At 54.8% G+C, this 20,824-nt stretch carries 17 protein-coding genes and 7 pseudogenes; 11 read left to right on the top strand and 13 right to left on the bottom strand.

Annotated features, from left to right (window positions below; all coding sequences use genetic code 11):
* Window positions 1-233 (bottom strand): AAA family ATPase (locus tag B5E41_RS26840; protein ID WP_176439498.1); only part of this gene is annotated, 233 nt, incomplete at its 3' end.
* Window positions 234-681: 448 nt separating this feature from the next.
* On the opposite strand from B5E41_RS26840, the pseudogene B5E41_RS26835 reads away from it, so the two are divergent.
* Window positions 682-1,060, top strand: a pseudogene (locus B5E41_RS26835) (GDP-mannose 4,6-dehydratase); the annotation flags it as partial.
* A 1,076-nt stretch (window positions 1,061-2,136) separates the two neighbouring features.
* Here the strand turns inward: B5E41_RS26835 and nodA are convergent.
* Both nodA and B5E41_RS26820 read right to left on the bottom strand, forming a co-directional pair.
* On the bottom strand, window positions 2,137-2,724 hold the full coding sequence (gene nodA, locus B5E41_RS26825; RefSeq protein ID WP_004679687.1) for a nodulation N-acyltransferase NodA: 588 nt from the start codon (window positions 2,722-2,724) through the stop codon (window positions 2,137-2,139).
* Between the two features lie 226 nt (window positions 2,725-2,950).
* Complete coding sequence (locus B5E41_RS26820; protein ID WP_409527280.1) at window positions 2,951-3,145, bottom strand: nodulation protein NodZ; 195 nt, start codon at window positions 3,143-3,145, stop codon at window positions 2,951-2,953.
* A 271-nt stretch (window positions 3,146-3,416) separates the two neighbouring features.
* Here B5E41_RS26820 and nodD2 point away from each other — a divergent pair, with 271 nt between their 5' ends.
* Window positions 3,417-4,361: a transcriptional regulator NodD2 gene (nodD2, locus tag B5E41_RS26815; protein WP_088396764.1), complete on the top strand. Its 945-nt coding sequence runs from the start codon at window positions 3,417-3,419 to the stop codon at window positions 4,359-4,361.
* A 598-nt stretch (window positions 4,362-4,959) separates the two neighbouring features.
* On the opposite strand, the gene nodD3 is transcribed toward nodD2, so the two are convergent.
* The 4 genes and pseudogenes from nodD3 to B5E41_RS32460 form a co-directional block, all read right to left on the bottom strand.
* Complete coding sequence (gene nodD3, locus B5E41_RS26810; RefSeq protein WP_088396763.1) at window positions 4,960-5,868, bottom strand: transcriptional regulator NodD3; 909 nt, start codon at window positions 5,866-5,868, stop codon at window positions 4,960-4,962.
* Between the two features lie 150 nt (window positions 5,869-6,018).
* Window positions 6,019-7,044 (bottom strand): LLM class flavin-dependent oxidoreductase, encoded by a 1,026-nt coding sequence (locus B5E41_RS26805; protein ID WP_088396762.1) that lies wholly within the window; start codon window positions 7,042-7,044, stop codon window positions 6,019-6,021.
* A 458-nt stretch (window positions 7,045-7,502) separates the two neighbouring features.
* Window positions 7,503-7,967: a hypothetical protein gene (locus B5E41_RS26800; RefSeq protein ID WP_141098810.1), complete on the bottom strand. Its 465-nt coding sequence runs from the start codon at window positions 7,965-7,967 to the stop codon at window positions 7,503-7,505.
* Between the two features lie 232 nt (window positions 7,968-8,199).
* Window positions 8,200-8,356, bottom strand: a pseudogene (locus tag B5E41_RS32460) (IS110 family transposase); the annotation flags it as partial.
* A gap of 117 nt (window positions 8,357-8,473) precedes the next feature.
* Here B5E41_RS32460 and B5E41_RS26795 point away from each other — a divergent pair.
* Window positions 8,474-8,857: pseudogene (locus tag B5E41_RS26795) on the top strand (ATP-binding protein); the annotation flags it as partial.
* A 91-nt stretch (window positions 8,858-8,948) separates the two neighbouring features.
* On the opposite strand, the gene B5E41_RS26790 reads toward B5E41_RS26795, so the two are convergent.
* The gene (locus B5E41_RS26790; RefSeq protein ID WP_082366430.1) at window positions 8,949-9,305 is read right to left on the bottom strand and encodes a hypothetical protein; all 357 of its coding nucleotides are present in this window, start codon (window positions 9,303-9,305) and stop codon (window positions 8,949-8,951) included.
* Between the two features lie 811 nt (window positions 9,306-10,116).
* On the opposite strand from B5E41_RS26790, the gene B5E41_RS32835 reads away from it, so the two are divergent.
* Window positions 10,117-10,224: a nitrogen fixation protein NifQ gene (locus B5E41_RS32835; RefSeq protein ID WP_141098812.1), complete on the top strand. Its 108-nt coding sequence runs from the start codon at window positions 10,117-10,119 to the stop codon at window positions 10,222-10,224.
* A gap of 404 nt (window positions 10,225-10,628) precedes the next feature.
* Window positions 10,629-10,709 (top strand): annotated as a pseudogene (locus tag B5E41_RS32830) (IS5/IS1182 family transposase); the annotation flags it as partial.
* Window positions 10,710-11,407: 698 nt separating this feature from the next.
* Here the strand turns inward: B5E41_RS32830 and B5E41_RS26780 are convergent.
* Both B5E41_RS26780 and B5E41_RS26775 read right to left on the bottom strand, forming a co-directional pair.
* Window positions 11,408-11,929 carry an aminoacyl-tRNA deacylase gene (locus B5E41_RS26780; RefSeq protein ID WP_088396760.1) on the bottom strand — a complete coding sequence of 174 codons (522 nt, stop codon included), beginning with the start codon at window positions 11,927-11,929 and terminating at the stop codon, window positions 11,408-11,410.
* Between the two features lie 83 nt (window positions 11,930-12,012).
* Entirely contained in the window at window positions 12,013-12,708 is a 696-nt protein-coding gene (locus tag B5E41_RS26775; RefSeq protein ID WP_088396759.1) for a DUF6875 domain-containing protein, read from the bottom strand.
* A 356-nt stretch (window positions 12,709-13,064) separates the two neighbouring features.
* Between B5E41_RS26775 and B5E41_RS31920 the strand changes: the two genes are divergently transcribed.
* A complete protein-coding gene (locus B5E41_RS31920; RefSeq protein ID WP_245303158.1) occupies window positions 13,065-13,637 on the top strand; it encodes a hypothetical protein in 573 nt (190 codons plus the stop codon).
* A gap of 325 nt (window positions 13,638-13,962) precedes the next feature.
* On the opposite strand, the gene B5E41_RS26765 is transcribed toward B5E41_RS31920, so the two are convergent.
* Entirely contained in the window at window positions 13,963-14,259 is a 297-nt protein-coding gene (locus B5E41_RS26765; protein WP_088396758.1) for a hypothetical protein, read from the bottom strand.
* A pseudogene (locus B5E41_RS26760) lies at window positions 14,259-14,483 on the bottom strand (transposase domain-containing protein); the annotation flags it as partial. The pseudogene B5E41_RS26760 and the gene B5E41_RS26765, both read right to left, overlap by 1 nt.
* 91 nt (window positions 14,484-14,574) lie before the next feature.
* On the opposite strand from B5E41_RS26760, the pseudogene B5E41_RS32450 reads away from it, so the two are divergent.
* The 5 genes and pseudogenes from B5E41_RS32450 to B5E41_RS26735 form a co-directional block, all read left to right on the top strand.
* Window positions 14,575-14,849: pseudogene (locus tag B5E41_RS32450) on the top strand (recombinase family protein); the annotation flags it as partial.
* A 1,112-nt stretch (window positions 14,850-15,961) separates the two neighbouring features.
* Entirely contained in the window at window positions 15,962-16,087 is a 126-nt protein-coding gene (locus B5E41_RS32595; protein WP_280950513.1) for a hypothetical protein, read from the top strand.
* A gap of 117 nt (window positions 16,088-16,204) precedes the next feature.
* Entirely contained in the window at window positions 16,205-17,290 is a 1,086-nt protein-coding gene (locus B5E41_RS26745) for an HlyD family secretion protein (RefSeq protein ID WP_088396771.1), read from the top strand.
* 27 nt (window positions 17,291-17,317) lie between these two features.
* Window positions 17,318-19,465 carry a peptidase domain-containing ABC transporter gene (locus B5E41_RS26740; protein WP_054185923.1) on the top strand — a complete coding sequence of 716 codons (2,148 nt, stop codon included), beginning with the start codon at window positions 17,318-17,320 and terminating at the stop codon, window positions 19,463-19,465.
* 4 nt (window positions 19,466-19,469) lie between these two features.
* Window positions 19,470-20,088, top strand: a pseudogene (locus B5E41_RS26735) (integrase core domain-containing protein); the annotation flags it as partial.
* A 187-nt stretch (window positions 20,089-20,275) separates the two neighbouring features.
* On the opposite strand, the gene B5E41_RS26730 reads toward B5E41_RS26735, so the two are convergent.
* Window positions 20,276-20,761, bottom strand: coding sequence for a NifX-associated nitrogen fixation protein (locus B5E41_RS26730; RefSeq protein WP_088396757.1), 486 nt, complete (start codon window positions 20,759-20,761; stop codon window positions 20,276-20,278).
* Window positions 20,762-20,824: the final 63 nt, after the last annotated feature.

Below are 20,824 nucleotides of genomic sequence, written 5' to 3'. Positions count from 1 at the left end.
AGCACGTCCTCGAGCTCAAGGTCTTCCACCGAACCTTCCTGGGCTGCCAGATGCAGAACCGTGTCCTGTGCTTTGGCGTTCAGGATCAGCCGGGTGGAGTCAGCTTTCGGGTCGCATCCGACGATCAGGATCTTCTGCCCGAGGTCGACAAGCGCTGCGAGCGTATTTTGGGAGGTGGTGGACTTGCCGATCCCCCCTTTGCCGTAAAATGCGATTTGACGCAAATCTGACATATCGCCTTCCTTCTTTCGTTCCATCCATCGCTGAGTAAAAGGCCGGCAGCTCGCGCCGCCTCCCAGGGCAGTCTTCAAAACCCGTGCCATGTGGGCCGATCGAGCCGAAGCAAAGGTCTTTTTGTTGGGTTTCAGGAAGTTAGCCCGAGCCAGCACAGGAAACTGGCCACAACCCTAATGTCGCCGACAAGACAAAGCCGACAGACGGTGTCGTAAGGGCATCACTGACCGCGCGGCAGGGAGACCGCGACTATCAGCAGGATCAAACGAAGCTCCGAAAACTGGAGACATTCGCACATCCCTGTAGCCAAGAGAGAAATGGCGTATCGCACGGGCGACGCTGCGAGCGTCCAGGTGATAGAGCTTCGCCTTGTGGCTGAACAAGCCAACTTCGATCGCGCAGGCCCACAGCGCCCGACAGCTGGCCAAAAACAGCGCCAGGAGCTGCGACTGGGGCCACGCACGTGAGTATGTCGAGGGCATGTGGCGCATGCTGCAGCAGGACAAGCCGGATGGCCACGTCTTGGCGACCGGCGAGATGACGAATGTCCGCCAATTTCTCGAGCGGGCTTTTGCCGAAGTGGACATTGCTTTGGAATGGGTCCGGCGTCGACGAAATGGCTACGACTCCGCGTCCGGTGCCTGCCTTGTGGAAGTCGATCCTCGATACCTCCGCCCGACGGAAGTCGATCTTCTGCCGGTGATCCGACCAAGGCCCGCCAGAAGCTGAGCTGGCAACACAAGAACCCGGTTCGGGAGCTCGTCGCCGAGAAGGTGCGCGAGGTGTCAAGCACTGGAAGGCCCTGAACAGCCGGCAAGAGCTCTAAGTGTACGACTTGTCCAACAAGAAGATCTGGGTTGTCGGCCATCGGAGTATGGTCGGCAGTGCGCTTGTGCGCAGGCTCCGATGCCGTGCTCTGCGGCAGCCAGTATTCGCTGAGCGGTTTGACGATCTGCTGCCGCCCTATGACAGACGGGCGCCTCGAGCATGTCGTTCACCAGTTGGCGCTTGGAGGACGCCGGCGGCGCGGTTTGCCCAGCGGCTGATGCCTCCGTCAGAGACGACACCTTGCTCTGTGTCATCCGCAGGCAAGGAACCGCATCGACCCCGCCCTCGGTGATTGGTATCGACGACAAGCCGTGGCGGCGCAAGCACCACTACGGCACGAGGTGAATAATTCTCCATGTCGCATCGACGGTGAGAGCTATTCCGATGATCCCCTGATAGCAACAATCTGGACTTTGCGTTTGCCCATGTTCTTTGGCGGGAGAATGACATTAAACCGCGAAGCGCCTGCCCACAGTATCCGTGCACAGGTGTGACTACGTCGCGATTGCCAGAACGATCGTCGACAAGGTAGTCGCATCGCCTGCATAGTCTTGATCTGCAACGGAAGCGAACTGAGGAAGGAGAATGCGGATCTTCGTTATAATAGGGGATGATGACGTAGGCGCTGGGCAGCGAAGAGGACACGAGTGGGGAGAGTGACCCCGAGTTGGTTTTTTTTCGTTAAACAAAAAGGTTTGCATGCCTTTGTAGGCAGCTGACAGTGTTGCATACAACAAGATTGCCACGAAGCGGATTCATGAGGAGTCCGTTAGTGGGTCGAACGAGGAGCGCGGATCGTAAACCCGCGAGCGCGCAAAAATACGGCATTAGCCGATGATGTTCATACGTCCTCGCTCCAGGTGCCCGGATTGCGGTACCGAGGCTTCGGGGCATATGTCCCTGATGGTCCTGCTTGTCTCGAATATCTCACGCTTGACGTCTTAGCGTTCGCAGATCGAAAGGTCGGGATGTGTCATCGTGTGGGTCAGTCCGTCATCGAGGGTTAGATAGACGCACCGATCACTGGGCCGCCACCGTCTCTTCGGATAACTTCAGCTATGGGACCATGCTCTTTCATAGCTCAGGGCCATTCCGCTCGATCAAGGTCCCCGATGGCCAGTCACTCATTGAGCATCCTATTGGGAATACTACCAGAATTACGTTTTCACAGCGCGTCGGCGGGAGGTTGAGATAAACATCGGCAAGGGTGGATCGCACGCGTACCCCTTCCAAAACAGTCGCAAGACCATTTCGGCAGAGCCTGAGAACAAGGTTGCGCAACGCCTGCCGAACACCGCCGAACGCAAACCGAACGCCAAGTTGCTGCAGCACTGGGTAAACAATGCGCATTGAATTGATGCCGTACCCCTCAAGATCTGGACGCACGCCCCACAATCCAAGCTCGCATACGAGTAGATCGACCTCGCCAACCCGAACGAAACGACGCAACAACCCCATATGAGCGGCCACACCGTGCGCATCATAGCCTATTACGCGAAGCTCGGGCCTAGCTCCTGACCAACTACGAGCACCTTCGAATGGAAGGGCGTTGTAAGCGCCAGTTGGCCCATAGGTCTTCCGAAAGAAATCTGCGAGCTCCGTGTGGTCAGAGAGCTCCAACTCGTTTTCCCAGCACACTTTCCACCGCACCTGAGGGCTCATACCTAAACCTCCACTTAATACTCTGTCCAGGCGTCGACAGAGCAACTACTTGATACGCACTGTTTGAGCGCTTCTAATGGCACCGGTATAAGCAAGTGAAATCATTTGTTTGGATGGAACTCATCCGTCCAATGGATGCGTTCCGATCAATCGGCCTGCCGTCGGCTGCCGACGGCCAGATGAAGCGGCCGCGCTCCAACTTCTTCGTGAACATGTCGGCTCTTCCTCAAGCGCCTTCAGGCGCGTTGATCTTTTCATCACAGATTACTGGCACCCCACCAATATCTTGAACCGGCTCCAAACAGAAGGAGCCCCGCCCGTCGATAGCCAGCGTGCGGCTCATCCGTTGCGCATAGCGCCCGACCGCCGCGAGCGACCATAGATAATCACCAAAGCCCTCCGGTGTCGCGATATGATGCACCTACTTCCGCCCATTCCGTTCACTAGCGTTCCGAATGTCATCTCGCTCAGTGACGCCGCTCCACATCGCCTATTGCTAAGGCGCCTTTCCATACTTAAATTAGACTATCTGCAACTATAACGTCTATCGTAACTATGCACGCTACTTAATAGATCGTCAAACTAACCTAAGCCTTTTTGACGAACCTTCATTGGATCTACGCTGGAAGGTTCTGTACTGGAAAAATTGATTGTTTGGATATAAAATATCCGATGTTTGGATGTGACTAAAGATGCGTTTCAAGGGCCTTGATCTAAACCTGCTCGTTGCACTGGACGCGCTCACGACCGAGCGCAACCTAACGGCTGCCGCACGTAGTATCAATCTAAGTCAGCCAGCCATGAGTGCCGCCATTGGCAGGCTGCGAGACTATTTCCGCGACGAATTGTTTACAATGAATGGTCGAGAACTTCGGCTGACGCCACGTGCCGAAGGACTTGCCTCGGCAGTGCGCGAAACTCTCTTGCAAGTACAATGCTCAATCATCTCTTGGGAGCCATTTAACCCGTCGAAGTCTGACAGATGCTTTAGAATAGTTCTGTCCGATTTCATGATGCTGATATACTTCAATAAGATCATTGAGCGCGTTGCTCGAGAAGCGCCCGCAGTCAGCTTCGAGTTGCTGCCTTTAGATAGTGATCCGTACGAAATGCTTAGCCGCGGTGACGTCGATTTCCTCATCCTGCCTGAATTTTTTCTCTCGGGCGCACATCCGAGCGCAAAGCTGTTCACAGAGAAATTTGTATGTGTAGCCTGTTCGACAAATGTGGACCTACCTTCAGCGCTGACGATTGAGCAATATGTTTCCATGGGACACGTCGCTGCCGCGTTTGGGCGCTTTTTGAAGCCATCGGTCGAGGGCTGGTTCTTGCTCGAGAATGGGATTCAGAGGCGGGTGGAGGTCGTCGTGCAAGGGTTTAGCTTAATACCATCAGTCCTGCGTGGCACGAAACGCATAGCTAACCTACCGCTTCGCTTAGTCGAGCATTACGAAAGTACTTTCCCTCTGCGGATCATCAACCTTCCGTTACCGCTTCCCGTCTTCAGCGAAGCTGTTCAATGGCCAGCGCTACATAATGCCGATCCAGGGAGCATCTGGTTTAGGGAGATATTGGTTGAGGAAGCTTCCCATATGATTTCCTCCAACGCACCTAAAATACATGGCTCGCTGCAATAATCCGGTCCCTGACGGAGGTTCCTGCTTGAGTACGATCTGCCGAGTCTGAACAAGTTCAACTAACGCGGAGAATTCGCGGCCGAGGCCGAAGGAGAGCATGTGGTATTTAGATCCGTCATGATACTGCACCCACCAAACAGGCGTTTCAGAGCCCAAACGCATGAAAATTCACATTGGAGCGCTCGCATTGGATCGCTGAAGAAGCCGCGGTTAGAAAGGCTGCTATCTAGTTCAGAATTCGAGATCCAATCCCCTGTGAAGCGGTTAAACGTGAACACTGGCCACATTCCCGAGGCCTCCGTCCCTGCTTACGTAGGAGCAGCGTCGGAGCTTAGCAGATGCCACCAAAAACCATCAGAAACGAACAATACCAGCAATTGTGGTCCCCCAGCACCCTTCGCTTTGCCGCCGAAGGTGCTATTCTAGACCGCAGGTCGCGCAATCGTCCGAAGGGCGGCCGACCGGCGACGGACTTGGCGCTCAGCTTCGTCGATAAAATGGCCTGCGGGTCAGTCGCAGGTGGTGCCGTCTTCAGCTAATCGGCTACGTCGCGGGTCGATCGATCCAACGCAGCCCAGCTTCCTAGGTTTCAAGATGGTCACGGCAATCGCGCTGCCTCCTGAACCATTATATCTCGCATCCAGATATTTGCCGGATCTTTGTCTTGAAGTACCGGCCATTGGACCGCCTCGGTGAATGTCGGCAGCGTTATCGGGGGCGCAGTCATCCGCAATGGTATCATGTCCTCAAAAAGCCCAACTAATCGTAACGGAATGGTTGCGATGCGATCAGTGCCCATCAGGGCGGCGGGGATCATGCTAAAGCTTGAAACAACGACTTCGACCCGCCTCTTGAGGCCATGCTCCTGCAAGAAGCAATCTTCTATGGTAGGCTGCTGCGTCCGACCGAACCTAACTACCGCGTGCCCCATCGATGAATACTCCTCGGCAGTAAGGGCTTCCTCAAGTTGTTTGTTATTACTGCAGCCGACGCAAGTCAGTCGTTCCTGAAATAGATCTATCTTAGGGTGCGCGCTCGACATGAATAACGGTGGGCTAATAAGGAAGTCTACGTCGCCGCGTCGCAAGAGCTCGTCTGGATTGTCAGTAAGAGGCAGCAAGTCAAAGCTAATGCCGGGCGCCTCCCGCGCAAGACGCTCCAGTATCTTCTGAAAAAGAACAACTGTAACGAAATCGCACAAGCTTACTCTGAAATGACGATCTGATTGATCAGGAATAAATTCATCCCAGGATATGATATTGAGCCGAATATGCTGTAAAGTCTCACGAATCGCAGGCGCGAGGTCTTCCGCACGCGGCGTTGGAACAAATTCACGACCACGCATCGTAAAAAGTTCATCGCGGAAATAGGAGCGGAGCCGGCGGACGGCTGCACTCATTGCGGGCTGGCTTAGATTAATGCTACGTGCCGCCGCAGTAAGGTTGCGCTCAATCATTAGTGCATCGAGCGCGACAAGGAGGTTGAGATCGAGGCCCTTAAATCGCATATCTTTTAACTATCCAATAATGCAGCCCTTCCACAATGGTTGTTCCTACGGCGATGGCTGAATTCGCCTTGGCGCTCCTCAACCGATTTGAGGGCGCGGCCACAGAGACCTAATCTCTGTGCTCGGAAAGCAACCTGAGGCCAGTCCAGATTAAGCCATAACTCCAGAGTGAACGCTCGTTGCAGTGTAATAGGAAGCTTCCAATGGCAAATCGCCAAACGCCAGTTGGCAAAGAAGATAATTAGCACCTGCTTCCTCGACATGATCGAGAAGATCTTGCCTAACTGACGCCGCAGTACCAACTACGCACAACTGACAGTCTACTGCTGCATCAAAATCTGGCGGGAGGTTCTGAGGAGTCTGTATCCCGTTTAACTCGTACAGAAACTTAAAGCTCCGAAGCCACCGTTGATAAGCCGGGGCCGCGAGCGAAATGGCGTGCTTCGTCGTGCTGCCGGCCACCACCATTCGGACCAACCCAAGGAATGGCGCCCGTTTCCTGCCCCCGGCGGTATGTCTCTCGTGTGCTCGGTAGGCATCAGTGATCTGGCGAACAGCAGAAGCTGGGCCGCCGCAGGCAAGATTTGTATCGTTCTCAGCCGCCCACCGCGCAACCTCAGGACGACTGGTTGTAATCCATGTCGGAGGCTGAGGACGTTGGTGTGGCCTCAACATCAACGGGACTTTGTCGAGTTCAAAGTGGTCGCCTTTGTAGGAAAGAGCTTGGGCTCCTCCCTTCATCGCTTGGATGACGATCTCGCTGGCTTCGAGATAGCGCGATGTCGCCACCTCCTCATCAATACCGAAAAAGCCCCATTCGATTGGTAAGGAGCCGCGTCCCATGCCCAACTCGAGCCTGCCACCACTCAGATGATCCAGCATGCAAATTTCTTCGAACGCACGTATCGGATGATAAAGGTTCAATAGCATAACCAACGGACCGAGACGAAGATGCTGCGTGCGCTGAGCTACGCCTGCTAGAAATAGATTCGGCGAAGGTCCCCTACCATGGGGGGTACAGTGGTGCTCTGCGACGTGATATCCATAAAAGCCAAGGCGATCGCAAACCTCTGCCAACTTCATGCGATCTTCATATTGGCGCGCAATCTCTCTGCCGTCTTCGTCCAAATGGTCGAAAATGCCAACCATCAGCTTTGCGGGAAGAGAGTTTGTCATCTGAATGTCTCCAAGTTTGGCGGCGAGTTTTCGGTGGCCAGGACCGGAGGGTGGCCCCGATATCTTTCGCCAGGAATATTCGCCGTTCTTAAGTTTGCACTGAATTATCTTATGGTTACGGCGGCGCCGGAAAATCTATCCGAAGCCCGTTGCGCTAGGTTGGTTTGAGGGTCTGGCAGGAATTGGAGGCCGCACCTCCAGAGCCGATAATTGTTGGGGGCTTCGAGTTTATTGAACCTGCTCAGCTTTCACCCCCTAGACTAGGACGCCACCCGCTTCATCTACCGTTACGAGCATGCGATTGCTGGCGACGGCTCTCGCGTCCGCAATCAGGTGGCTGCTCCAAAAATGCAGTCTACAGTTTCATCAATGGATTTATCTGCGTTGCCGTACCGATAACGCATATGGAATGGCAAAGAGCTTCGTTCGGAAACATTGCCAGTATAAATTTTTCCGTTCTAATTCCCTTTGCCAAAACCTTCCATTTTTACCCGCCCGGGCCCTAAAAAGTACGAAGTTAATTTCGAAAGGGTGATCGAAAGCGCCAGGCTCACTACCTCACCCATACTTAACATCCTTGCGGTTCTCTTCGTAAAGCTGTTGGTTCTGAAAACGATGCTGACGCCGATGAGCTGAACGTAATGCTCACGTTGAAATGATATGGATCCTTCGTATTTCCTGTATGACTTCGCGGCGAGTAACACCCCATCTCGCATACCCACAGCTCCGTTCACTTTTGAGAACCCAAGGATTGGGAAGTTCGAATAGTGGTTGTTCAGCTTTTGTGGCGACCCGAACGGGTTATGGCTGGTATTCGGTGTAATGCGAGGAGGCTCTTGCAGTAGGGGAAGAAAGGACCCAGAGCTATGTCTCCGCACTTGATTGGCAGACGAGAGTGCGTTCTGCATTTCCACGTTGGCCATATCCGTCTCCATTTGTCGGCCAGGTCCGTGACCTTGCCCTCGGCTGCTCTCCGGTGGAGCAACATCATGGTATCCCCAAATTCATAGTCGAGGTGTTTAATAACATCCCATGGCTTCGTAAAATTAATTGTTTGTATGGCATTGATCCACCAGGTGAATAACCCGGGATCTCCACATTCAAAGGGTTGCTCAAACGTCAACGCTTCTTGCCACGTCTGACCCAGGGCACAACAGCGCTCGCCCCGATGTTCAGAAGGCGTCTAAGCGTTCGATGCCATTTTGGATGTTCGTCCGAACCGTTGCTTTCCTTCGGTCGATCGAAGTGGCGTAAGGCCGACCCGGGCGAAATCACGGGCCCTTCTGAAGGTGCAAGGATCAGGAGCCAGTGCGGTTGTATGTCCCTGCATTTCCAGATCTTAGCTTTATAGGATGAAAGGTGTTACGATAGGGAGATGAGGAGACGCCGCGTAGGGGCTGGCAGATCAGACTCTATAGATCGCTTCATGGACTTGATGCGCGGCCGTTTCTTCAATGTCATCGATCTGGTCAACCGGTTGGAACCGGAAACCCGTGACGACAAGCAAGGCGGATAGTCGACTACCTCACACGCCTCGACTTCATCACCCTCCATGAGATCGGCTATCTGCCGTTCGCGCAGGCCGGAGGCCCGCTCCTGTTCCATCTTATCCGCAGGCTTTACGAGCGCACCTCGCTCACCGTCACCGGCGAACATGGCCTTCGGTGAACGGCCCGCCGGCGTTCGGTGATGCCAACAGCACTGCTCGATTGCTTGACTCATCATTGTAGAAATTGGGAAAGAGTCCTGGCGCTTCAAAAACCGCTTCAAAGCTAAAGTCGGGATACGCACTTGGCCCATAGTCATTAACTAATTCAGAACCAATTTGAAATGGAGAATGCGTACTGATTCAGGGCCAGTGATACGAGTGGAGAAGCTAGCGGTGGCCAAGTTGGCAAAGGTAGTTAGGTACTGTCAGGCGGCGAGAAGAAGCAGTTCACGTCGTTTTCAGTCGGGTGAAGGCAGATATGATACCGGCCATCTCCGGAAGGGATTTCGTCCCCATACGGAATGAAGAAAAGATGTGGTTTTGTCGCGAGGTGGTGGTCGCCCGCATGCAGTAATACGGAAAAACCGCGGGGCCCTCTACGAATGTTCTGAGTCGGAATGGACTGACAATCTCCACTCAAACCGTGGGCCTTGCAGCACGCCGGAGGATAGGTCCAGCCGCTCTTCGCTTGATGGGCGTCGGTTGGAACGATAGTACAGACGGAGATCGCCCCAAGTGTGATCAGCAGCACTGTTGATGTGGCGAGTGTCATTACATACCTCCTTAGAGGCAGCCCCTCGAAAAAACGCCGGGAGGTTGCGCACTGATTGCCAAGAACGCGCGTCTTTTCGATACCTCGTCGTTTTTTGTCACGGACACTTCCGGGTCAGAAACGCCTGCGCCTCTAGGACCATCGCCATGGTGCGTAGAGGCACATAGAGGCGAGTGAGCATCGGCGCCATTAGGATACTGCTCCGCTGCCTGGAAGTGAAGCCAATCTTCTGCCGCGCCGACCGCACGAATGGTACCTCCGGGCTCCGCCGCGGCGAAGGCATCCTGCTGAGCTCCATAGCACCCGATCGGGGTGAGCAGGAGTGGAGCTTCCGAAAAATTCGCGTTGCAAAGCGACGCTCTGAAGCGGTGGCTGTCTCACTACCCCCTTCTGAAGGGCGAAATTGGCTTCGATCAGTATGTCATCACTTGCGTACTTTCGCGGGCACTGGAGGAGGTTGAGGCCGGCGAGGCGACGGCTACGGAGGTGCCGGATTTCGCAGATTGAACTCCGAGATGCGCTATCTAACCACGCTTACTTTGTCATTTGCCGTTGAAAACGTGCGGGATGCAGAGGTTGGCGTCGACAAGGACTGTTGCATGGTCTGTTGCTGAATTACGCCCGGCCGCACGAGCTCATCAGCAGCCTATTTGCCAAAGTTATTGCGCTTCGCGCTTGCGAGATGATGACCTATAGAAGGAGTTCGGCCTCACGACCCGGGCGAACGAACCAGATTGGTCGCCAATCATTTCCCCCAGCTCGCTGCTGAGAACACCCACAATATGAGTGGAAGAAAAACCTCTACCACCAAATCTGTCAATCTGCAGGTTTCATTCTGTGCTCCCCTCCGAATTACCAACAATGCGAGGAATTCCAGAGCTGCTTTCGTTCCGACGAGTATGACACGGAACCGACGTAGCTACATAAGGCATAAAAGCCATGCGTCGCGTCCCTCGGTCAAAATCCAATCAGCTATTGATGAAGTTTTCTTACCTGACTCACTGCCGGGCATTGATCAGGAGAAACGACTAGAATTGTCTAAGCTGTCGAAGGAAGAGCGGTTAACAATGGAGTCGCACTTGCCGAAAAACCAGCCAGGTGCACGCGGGGTGGATGACCGTCGCGTGATTCCGGCATCATCCACGTTCAGAAGGTCGGTTGCAGCTGGTGTGATTGCCTGGCCGCTTATGACCCACCGACGAGGTCTATAATCGCTCAACCCGTTGATGGTCGCGACGAGGCTCCTGGCTGAAGTCGCTCGTGCAGACTGGCGCAGTGACGAAGAGTACGGCGGACTGCGCCAATTGTGCACGACCCGCGGCGGCATTTGGTGGAAAGGGGGCGCAAGAACAAGCCATTGGCCGTTGTCGCGGTGGCCGGACCACCAAAATCTATGCGCTCACCATGTGATTCCCGCCCGCAATTTCACAGCAGGAGACGTCAGACAGTTAATGCGTACGCCAGGCTTGATCGCCCGCGCTGGCCCAATGCGTTATCTGTTGGGAGCCAAAAAGTATTACGCTGGGCAAATTGCGCTGCTCGCTGCAAACGAAGAAATGCACACCGATCATTCCTAGTCGGCGCAACCGAAAAAAGGTTGTCCGCTTTGATCGGCGACGATACCGAGCGCAGCATCTGATCGAGAGCGCGTTTAATGGAACGAACTCAGGTTGGAAATGCATGCGCTAGCGCCGAGTCCGGCATGGCGCATGGTTCTACCACTCATGGGGAGCCGATGCGCAGACATAGTCCACTAGATATTCACGTTGAAACAACCAGTCAGCGCGAACTCGTACGATCCGTACTTAGAAATTCCATGCGCCGGCGAGTAGATGCTCGAAGGTTTTTTCGCGTGTTCAGCTATCCTCAGGACGGCCCACGTGCCGTTACGTTTGAAGCTTGCGCTCGACTGATTGAGTTTCGGCCTTAGAGCGGGCGGCTCCGGACAAATTTCGTTATAGTGTGGACTGTGAGCCGGTTACGCGGCATACGTATTGGAACCCTCATAATCTATCAAGACGCCGTTATGTCGACCCGCATTTCCTCTTCCGAAAAATAACCTAACCTTGGTCACGGCCTCTCTTTGATAGCTGACGGAGTCGTTAGGTTTGGGTGGCTCGTGCACGAGTCTGCAACGGCTGCCCGATCTTCCAAAGCGTGCTTGTGTCGATCTCAAGCTCGACTCCAAACTTGCCCGCACCGGTGACTACGGTAGGATAAGCAAAAAGGGCGGTGTCAATCAGTACGGCGATCTTCTGGAGACCGAATGGTGATACGCTTCCTGACGGGTAGCCGAAGAGATCCAGTACCTGTTCTTTCTGAGCCAGTTCGGCTCGTTTCCATCCATACGTGCCAGCAACCGCTTTCATGTCGATCTTTGCAGGTGATGGCAGCAAAACGGCACAAAGGTGGCGTCCAGGATCCAATCGGCGCATCACATCGTCTGCTTGCTGCTCCGCAACAATCATTGTCTTTGCAACGCGTCCGACGGGAAGCCCGATAGCAGAGGCTAAATCTGAAGGGGATGTAATAGGGGTGGCGAAATCACTATATCGCCACAATCGTACCGTCGACGCTCCGATCTGGTGCAGTTCAGCGAGTACGTTCGGATGAACATCCAACATAGTCGTTTCCTTCCGTTTCATATGGTAGGATGATCGAGCATGGCTGTATGCGACTGCGAGTACACCGCGGTTGCGAGTAGGTTTCAGCCGGTTCGCTCCAAAAGTTGCCTAATGCGGCGGCGACCCTCGTCACCAAAAATACTGAAGTAAGCCTCCAGGCACTTATCGCTGCCAAGCATGAAAGGAGCATCATATTTGGTGATATGCCGAATAGCCAAGGCTGGAACCGGCGTGTCGAGCGGTCGAAACATCCTATTGTGCAACCCAGGTTCAGGGCAACCTGGATAAAATTCACCGATCATGAAACCTTCCTGAATGAAGTCGGGCTTCAGCCGTTTCTGCAGTTGACGTATCATGTTGATCTCTCCTTCATCCTGAATTCCAGGAAGGGCAATAATAATCGCCTTATAGATCCAGTCGCCCGTTCGATCGTTGAAGGACATAACGGGTTTCATCTGGCTGAAGACGGCGAGCATACGCGCCATCTCATTTTCGATTTCGTCAACTGCAACAACTTGCGACGCGGCAATCCGTAAGAGTCCCTTCGTCAGAGCTTCGGGAACGAAAGGGCAAACGCTCCCGTCCCGACCCAAGCGAGGATGTGGATTGGAGAGGAAGTCCGAGGCATACCGAGCAAATTTCTGAAGAGCTGCGTTTGTATACTCATCGTAGGCATTGTATCCGGCATCAATGTTCTTTTCCAGAATTTCGCCCACTGTCATCAATGGACCGATCGTCCCGAACGGTAGGCTGTAATCTGTCCAGATCTCTTTGGTCATTTCGGATCCCTCGTTCGAAAAGCCACACGTTCAAAACGGAAGGTCGGGCTCTTTCATGCCAGCTCGGGCGGCGGGCGAGCTGGATCGGGGGCCAACTAAGAGACCGACCTTCCATCGGAAGCGAAGCTCCCGAATTTTTTGATAGCACTGGTAGTTACACTTGTGTAACTGTTTTTTTAAATGGATGTGAAAACAAGAGCGGGGGCTCGTGCACCCTGAAGGTCAGTCGCACGACCGCCAAAAACTCTACATTCGTCGTAGTTATAAAGACATACATATGATAAATGTCGCCGCGAGGGGATCCGGTAACAGGCTTTGGGTGAAAACAGAACGACCCATTGCGCAGAGGCGTGGCCGTGGCGAAAACAACACGAAGAGTAATATATACGCCAGAACAGATCGACGTCGGCGTAAAGCATAAGCTTGAGGAAATTGACTCGTTTTTGTCAGATCTCTTTAGCGAAAATTCCGAAGAAAAACTTTTCCTGAGGAACATTCTTGGGTTGCTGCTTAAAGTATATCATATGCATGCTAATAACAGACCCATGACGAAAATGCAGGCGTGTCGCTATCTACCTTTTAAAAACCAGACTGTTTGCCAAAAGTATGTCGAGGCAGCGCATCTGCGTGGGTTCATCGACATCACTCGGGACAAAACGGACAAACGGCGTCTGATTGTTGTTCCAAAAGAGCCGTTGGTTGTCTATGTCAATGAATATATAGCTAACTTCCTTGATGACTGCCGTAGAGCGATTGACAGTGCCGCTCAAGTAGCTACGCTTCCTGAGGAAGGAATGGCAACGGCACGGTCTTCATCTACTAATAAATCGCCAGCGTCTTCTGGAGCACCTGTGGGTTCCTCTCAAAAGAGAGCCGATCTAAAAGCCCAGGCAATTTTAGCGAGTTCTATTGTGGGGAAGCAAAAGTAAGAAGCCGTCTCGCGCGCGATTAGCCTTTCATCAATCAAATGTCCCCTCCGTATACAAGCTTCATCGAGCTAACCCACATCGCCCAGCCGGCCAGGCAGCCGGTGCAGGCGCTGCTACGGGGGAGCGGCTGTATCGTCGTTTCTGCCAGGAAACCGCGCGGGAGGTTCGGCGGCGTCCTCAGGCGCATACCTTGGCATTTACGCTGTCTTATTTAGGCGAGGCGGAAACCGCTAACGCGGCCGTCCATCTCTTGGTCGAGACAGTGCATGAGATGGTGGCGAGTGGGAACCCAGGGTCGTCGCCTCGATCGTAACCGGCCCGATTGCTACCGCGGAGATTTTGCTTTGATGCGAGCGACGAGCGGCTCGTCGTCAACAAAGCTGTCGAGGAAGTCGTTCCATTCTTGGGATGACCGGCCGGCGTCTTTGAGCATCTGCTCCAATTCGTCCATGCCGTCGTCTGTCAGTGCGGTCACGGATTCGTCGTCGCCAGTGCACACGGAGATAATGCTGCCATAGCTCAGATTATCATCGTTGGAGACGATTGCCTGAAGAAGCTCCGGGTCCTCTTCGAGAATTTCGGCAACAAATTTGATCGTACGGACGTGGGTGACTGTCGCCATCAGGCTGCCTTTGCGTCGATTGTGGTGATCGCCGACCAGTTCCACGGAAGCAATTCGTCTAACCGACTGATCTTGTGATCGTGGATACGATCGAGCACGTCAGCCAGATAGGCCTGCGGATCAAGACCATTCATCTTTGCTGTCTCGATGTTCGTCATGGCGCGCGCCAAGGTCTCCGCTCCCGTATCGGCTCCTGCGAAGAGCCAATTCCCTCTTCCAACGCCAAAGCCCGTTCATTCTGCCCATGTCGGCGATGAAGTCGAGGTCTATTATCGCTGGCATCCGTATTTCGGCCAGAGGGTTTCCATTCGGCACGACGATGCGGTGCGTGACGTGGTGTTGACGATCCATTGGAAGGGCGGTCAGCTTCGGAGCTCAAGGTCCGTAAGCCTCAGACCGGTGAACACGGTTGTGCCACCACTGAGGATGCCCTGGCGGTGATGCGCAGCATGGCTGGTCGCTGCTCCGATGAACATATCGCCGCGTCGCTTAATCGAATGGGCATGCCAACGGGGCAAGGAAAAACCTGGACCGGGCATCGGGTCGCTTCTGTAAGGCGGGTGCGTGCGATCCACGCGTACAAATCAGCCTAACTATCGCTTGCATCCAAGGCCAGAGGGTTTCCATTCGACGCGTCGAAGAAAGAGCGACAGGTCGGTTTCTGAAGGTTTTGGGGCCGGTCTGTCAGGGTTATTCTGAACAGTACCCTCTAATGGCATCGCCTTGCGCGGTGGCGGCAAATAATAGGCCGTCGCTCGAAGCCGGAGTGCTCATGGATCGGTAACCCCGCCTGCGCCTCGACCACCCTGGCTAGCCCCGGTCGTAGGCTTCGCCCTCGACATGCCACTGTCGAATACGGATTAACACCCACAAGGTGTGGGTGTCTCTGTGCCATCGGCCATCATGCGCAGGCCAAAGTTAGTCCCTTCCGCGAGGATGACGTTCATCGCAGGGCGCTCCGCAGATGATTGAATGCTTCGCAGAAGCCAGTCGCAGCATCCACGTCTGGACATAGGTGATCCGCGTGGGCGGGATTTGCTTGTAGAGATCGAGTACCACGTCCTCAAAGCCGTCCGGTGCGGCAACTTTGAGCTTCTCTCTATACAGGACGCCTTCGCAATCGAGGTGCAGGTCTGAGATCGCTATAGCATCGGGACCCGGCCAGGCATTCCCCAATAGGTGTCTCGTGTTTCTTGTCGCATCCGGTGGATCTTTTACTTGACGCATGCGGCCATAGCATCTGTTAACAGGGACAAGGCCTGCGGCACCAGAAGCGGCGCATCCGCACCCACTATCGTGCGGAGGGCCACAGTCCGTTAACAATTCACAGGTTTCAGGGTGCATCAGCAACAACAAAAATCGACGGCAAGCTCGATGGGGGGCCACGCGGATTGGGGTGCTCACTGAGCGCCGAGGTTCTAGGCCTCAACTGTACCGCCCCCACCGAACCTCGGAGCTGTCGATCCTGTTCAAGACGTTCAATCAGAACCCTACTCGGTTTGTCGTGCTTGCGACAGCGTGATGTGCGTTTTGGCACGTTTCGGCGCTCTAGGGCAGCCATTGAATAACATTCAGAACAGTTTTCTGATGCTTTTCGCTCTTTCTGCATTGGCACGAATCTTGAACCTTTTTGTTGCGCGCCGATAGGAGCTCCCAACGGGGCCTTGGCATCTTCTCAATCCAGCTCTGAACGGAGACACCAATGATGAACAACATGGCGGCCTATCGTGTAACTGAATTAACCCCTCAAGAAGCAGCTGAAACCTCCGGAGGTTTGTATTTTTGGGTTTACTTGTTTTTGCGACGTTACGGGCACTTGTTTGGTTGATACAAAGCGAGCTGGCTCTCGATGGCTCCTAATGACTACAGACTAGCAGTTCCCCTTTCTGCTGAAACGGCCAGCTGCACCGCAGAAAGCATACTGTCGCGACGATCAGGACGATCCCTGAGCATTTATAGGGCGATCTTGCTCTTCGTCGTCGCGGCATTTGGCTCACTGCCACTCGTCACCATACCGGTCTCCATGCAGAGTGCCGGTACTATTCGCCCGATCGTGGAGAAGACGCCCCTGATAGCGCCCGTCTCCGGACGCATCTCCCGTGTCCTTGCCTTTGAGAACGATGTCGTTGCTAAGGGGAAGGAAATAATCGCCTTTGACGATCATGTAATCGAGGAAAAGCTCAGCGGCGTTTTAGCCGACATTCATGCCAAGAGCGATCTTGCCCATGACTTCCAAACGCTGATTTCTTCCGGCGCAAGGATCAGCGTCTCGTCCCCCCTCCAAACCGAATCCGCGACGGCTGAAAGGGTGCATTTTCTCAACTTGCTGCGCGAGAACCAATATGCGCGCAGTAACGCCGCGGCGGAACTCGACCGCGCAAAGCGACTTGTCTCGGCTGCTGCGGCGCCGGCGAAGGCCGTTGACGAGAAGGCTTTCGCTCTCCAAAATATCGAGGTCCAAGGGGAGATCCTCGTGCGACGCAAAACCGCTGATTGGAACCAGAAGCTCCTTGATGCTAACCTGCGCTTAAAGGAACTCACGGCCACCTTGCATCAGCTCGAGCACGAACGGGACCTGCACCGCATCCGCGCCCCAGTATCGGGTGCTCTCGAGCAGTTCTCCGGCCTCGCGCACGGAAGCTACGTTCAGATCGGGCAAACCGTTGGTTGGATCTCGCCGAACGACGATCTGGTGGCGGAAATCTACGTCTCCCCCAACGACATTGGCTTTGTGCAGGCTGGTCAGCCGGTGCGGCTCCAAGTGGATGCCTTTAACTACAACCAATGGGGTGTCATCAAAGCAAGGGTGCTCGAGGTGGCGCAGGACTTCACTCTGCATGACGGGAACCCGGTCTTCAAGGTCCAGTGCGCGCTCTCTCGCAGCGATCTCGCGCTAAAGAGCGGGGCCATCGGCCACCTGAAGAAAGGCATGACCGTGCGGGCTCGCTTTCTGTTGGCCAATCGCACTCTCCTGCAACTGCTCTACGACGAGGCAGACGATTGGCTCAACCCGATGCTGGCGGGGCGCTAATATTGTCCCAACAGTCAGCGAGCCTCCATGTCGAGTAAGGCCATTAAGTTCAAGCAGCGTGACATCACGGATTGCGGCGCCGCCAGCCTTGCTTCTGTCGCAGCCTTCTACGGCTACAAGTTGCCATTGGCGCGCATCCGCCAGTATGCGTCGACCGACCGCTCCGGTACGAGCGTGCTGGGGCTCACGGAGGCGGCGCAGAAGCTGGGCTTCATCGCGAAAGGCGTCAAAGGTGGCTTCGACAGCCTGTACAAGATCCCTAAGCCCGCTATCGCGCACGTCGTCAAGGAGGGCCTGCACCATTTCGTAGTGGTCCATGCGATCGACGCCAAGTGGGTTATCGTCATGGACCCGGCCTTTGGCCAAATCTGCAAAGTGCCGCATCAGGAATTCATGGAGCAATGGACCGGCGTCCTGGTTCTGCTGGTTCCGGCAGACACATTCAATCGCCGAGACGAGACCACGTCGCCCCTCGCCCGATTCGCCCGCCTACTCGCGCCACACCGCACGGTGATGGCGCAGGCTCTCGCCGGCGCGCTGGTGACGACCGTCCTCAGTCTCTCGACGGCGATCTACGTTCAGAAGATCGTTGATCACGTGATCCCAGCGGGAAACCGCAACCTGCTCAACTTGATGAGCATCGCAATGCTGCTGATCCTAGTGATACAGATCCTGATCAACCTCCTAAGAGGCCGACTCGTCCTGCAGACGGGGCAGAAGATCGACGTCTGCTTGATCCTCGGCTATTACAATCACATCCTGGCCCTGCCCCAGAAGTTCTTCGACAGCATGCGCATGGGAGAAATCGTGTCGCGCATGAACGACGCTGTGAAAATCAGGAGCTTCCTGAACGACGTTTCGATAAATATGTTTGTTGACGTTTTAATGATACTGTTCTCGTTCGGGATGATGTTCATCTATTCTTGGGATATTGCTTTGATCGTGGCGCTCGCCATTCCAATGTACATCCTGGCATATTGGGCCATCAATCGGATGAACAGAAATCTCCAACGTGTCATCATGGAAAATGACGCCAAACTCGAGGCGCAACTGGTAGAATCACTCGGAGCCGTCTTCACCATTAAGACTTCCGGCGTCGAGAGCTTCGCAAACTTCAAAATGGAGACCCGCTTCGTAAAGATGCTGCATTCCGTTTACAGCTCCGGGCTGATCTTAATCTGCGGCGACAACGCCTCGACGTTCCTGTCGGTCCTGTTCACCATCGTGCTGATGTGGTTTGGAACCACGCTTGCGCTCGAACAGGCCGTCACGCCCGGCGAATTGCTGTCCTGCTATACGTTGCTTGGCTATATCACCCGGCCGGTCGCCCGCCTGATCCAGACCAACCGGATCGTTCAAGACGCGTTTATCGCGGCGGATAGACTTTTCGAGATCTTTGAACTGGAGTCGGCAAGCAGCAGCGGCATCGATGCCACGAAGACCGATCTCGGAGATATTCGCCTGGAGAACGTCACGTTCCGCTATGGCGCGCAGGCGGAGGTTTTCAGCGATCTAAGCGTCTCCTTTCGCCAAGGAGAGTTGACGGCCGTCGTGGGTGAGAGCGGCTCGGGCAAAAGCACCCTTGCGGCTCTGCTGCAGAATGTCTACCAGCTTGAGGATGGATGCATTCGGATCGGCCAATATGCCCTCCAGGACCTCTCGAGCGCATCACTGCACAAGGTCATGGCTGCAGTACCGCAATCGATAGACGTCTTCTCCGGTTCCGTGATCGAGAACATCGCCCTGGGCGAGTTCGAACCGGAGTTCGATAAGATCGTACGTATCTGTGATCGAATAGGACTGCGGGAGTGCATCGAGCGCTGGCCCGGGCGGTTCCAGGCCCATCTGGGCGAGAACGGGGTTCGCCTCTCCGGAGGCGAGAAGCAGCGCCTCGCATTGGCTCGGGCCCTGTACCGGGATCCCGACGTTCTAATCCTTGACGAAGCGACCTCCTCCCTGGACTCGGCAGCCGAAGAATTTGTGCTGCGGGTTGTTGAGGATCTGTCTCGCGCTGGGAAGACCATCATAGTCATCACTCATCGGTTGAGGACCGTTCGTGGGGCGGACAATATTGTGGTCTTGGACAAGGGGCGGGTCATCGAGGAGGGAAAGCACGCTGACCTGCTGAAAACTGATGGTCCTTACGCTCGATTGTGGCGGGCGCAAAGGTCTTGATCCGTGTAGGCCATGTCGGCTCGAAGCGGGGATTTTGTCCAAGTTGAAAAACGGTTGCGAACGTCATGGTTTATCGGCGACTGTTCGTCTGCTTCGGCGGGAGGGAGAGCCGCCTGGGGTCAACCGCATCTACCCTCTCTATTGCGAAGAAGGACTTTTCGTTCGCAACCGGAAAGCCAGGCGGCATGCTGTCGGCGCGCGCGCCCGGTCCTGGTCGAAGCGAAAGCCGATGCCCGCTGGTAGCTGGATTTCGTTCACGACCAGTTCGCTTGCGGAAGGCGGTTTCGCGTGCTCAACATCGTCGACGATGTGACGCGCGAATGCCTGGCGGCGATCCCGGACACCTCGATCTTGCGTCGTCGCGTCGCTCGAGAGCTGACGACCCTCATCGAACGACGCGGCAAACTCGCAATGATCTCTCGGACAAGACCTCGAATGCCACCCTTGCCCGGTCGAAAGATCATAAGCTCGAGTGGCACGACATCACGCCGGGAAGCCGATGCAAAACGCTTATGTCGAGAGCTTCAACGGCAGATGCGCGACGAGCTGGTCAACCAAAGCCTCTTCCTCGTCCGCCAAATGCCCGAAGCGCCATTGCCGAATGGGCTGAGCAGCCAATACACGTCGCTTGATCAGTGCTTGTAAGATACGCCGGAGCCAAGAGGAGCCGTAACGAGTAGTGAACGCACTGTCATGCGGGCTCCTCCATGTCGCCCCCCGCGCCAAGAGCTGTAAGGTCCCCTTTGATCGGCTTGATTGCTGGCCAGATTAGCGAAGAATTCCGCCCTATATGAGCCATTTCAACCGCACTCAAACGCGCGCTACATCTGAATAGGTCTTAATTGTTGTTAAGCCATTATCGACCAGGCCAGTTCCCGCCTCGGCAAGCTTTCGCAGGTTGTCGAAGCCAAATCGATGCACGTCGCGGAGCGTCTTCGACAGTACGACGAGCCGCCCAGCCGTAAGTAATATCCGACCGAATCCCTCATGGTTCACAGTCAACACCGGTGACGCGATCAGTCCGGACTGCTCCTCTATAGCAAGTGCCACAGCGGCATAGAAGATCTCAAGCCGCCACTGCACCTCCAGGTCAGGTCCCCCGATGAGAGGAATCGCCCTACGCTGCTGCCTCGTCACGATGAAATCACAGACCAAATCGGCGTCCGATTTTTCTTGCCACAATTCAAAGGTGTCTTGAGCACGCATCAGTCGCAAGAGACACTTAACGAAAGGCGTGCCGAGAGCGTCTTTCTCATCTAATAGAGCATTGTCGGGGACAGGGGTGACGTTTGACATCAGCTTAAATCCTCCTGAGTGCTGGATGCGGTTTAACCACGGCCACACCCGCCTCCGATAACA

The sequence above is a fragment of the Rhizobium esperanzae genome, assembly GCF_002204185.1.
Classification (GTDB): domain Bacteria; phylum Pseudomonadota; class Alphaproteobacteria; order Rhizobiales; family Rhizobiaceae; genus Rhizobium; species Rhizobium esperanzae.
The sequence above is the reverse complement of the archived record's forward strand: the minus strand, read 5'-3'. Positions and strand labels throughout refer to the sequence as shown.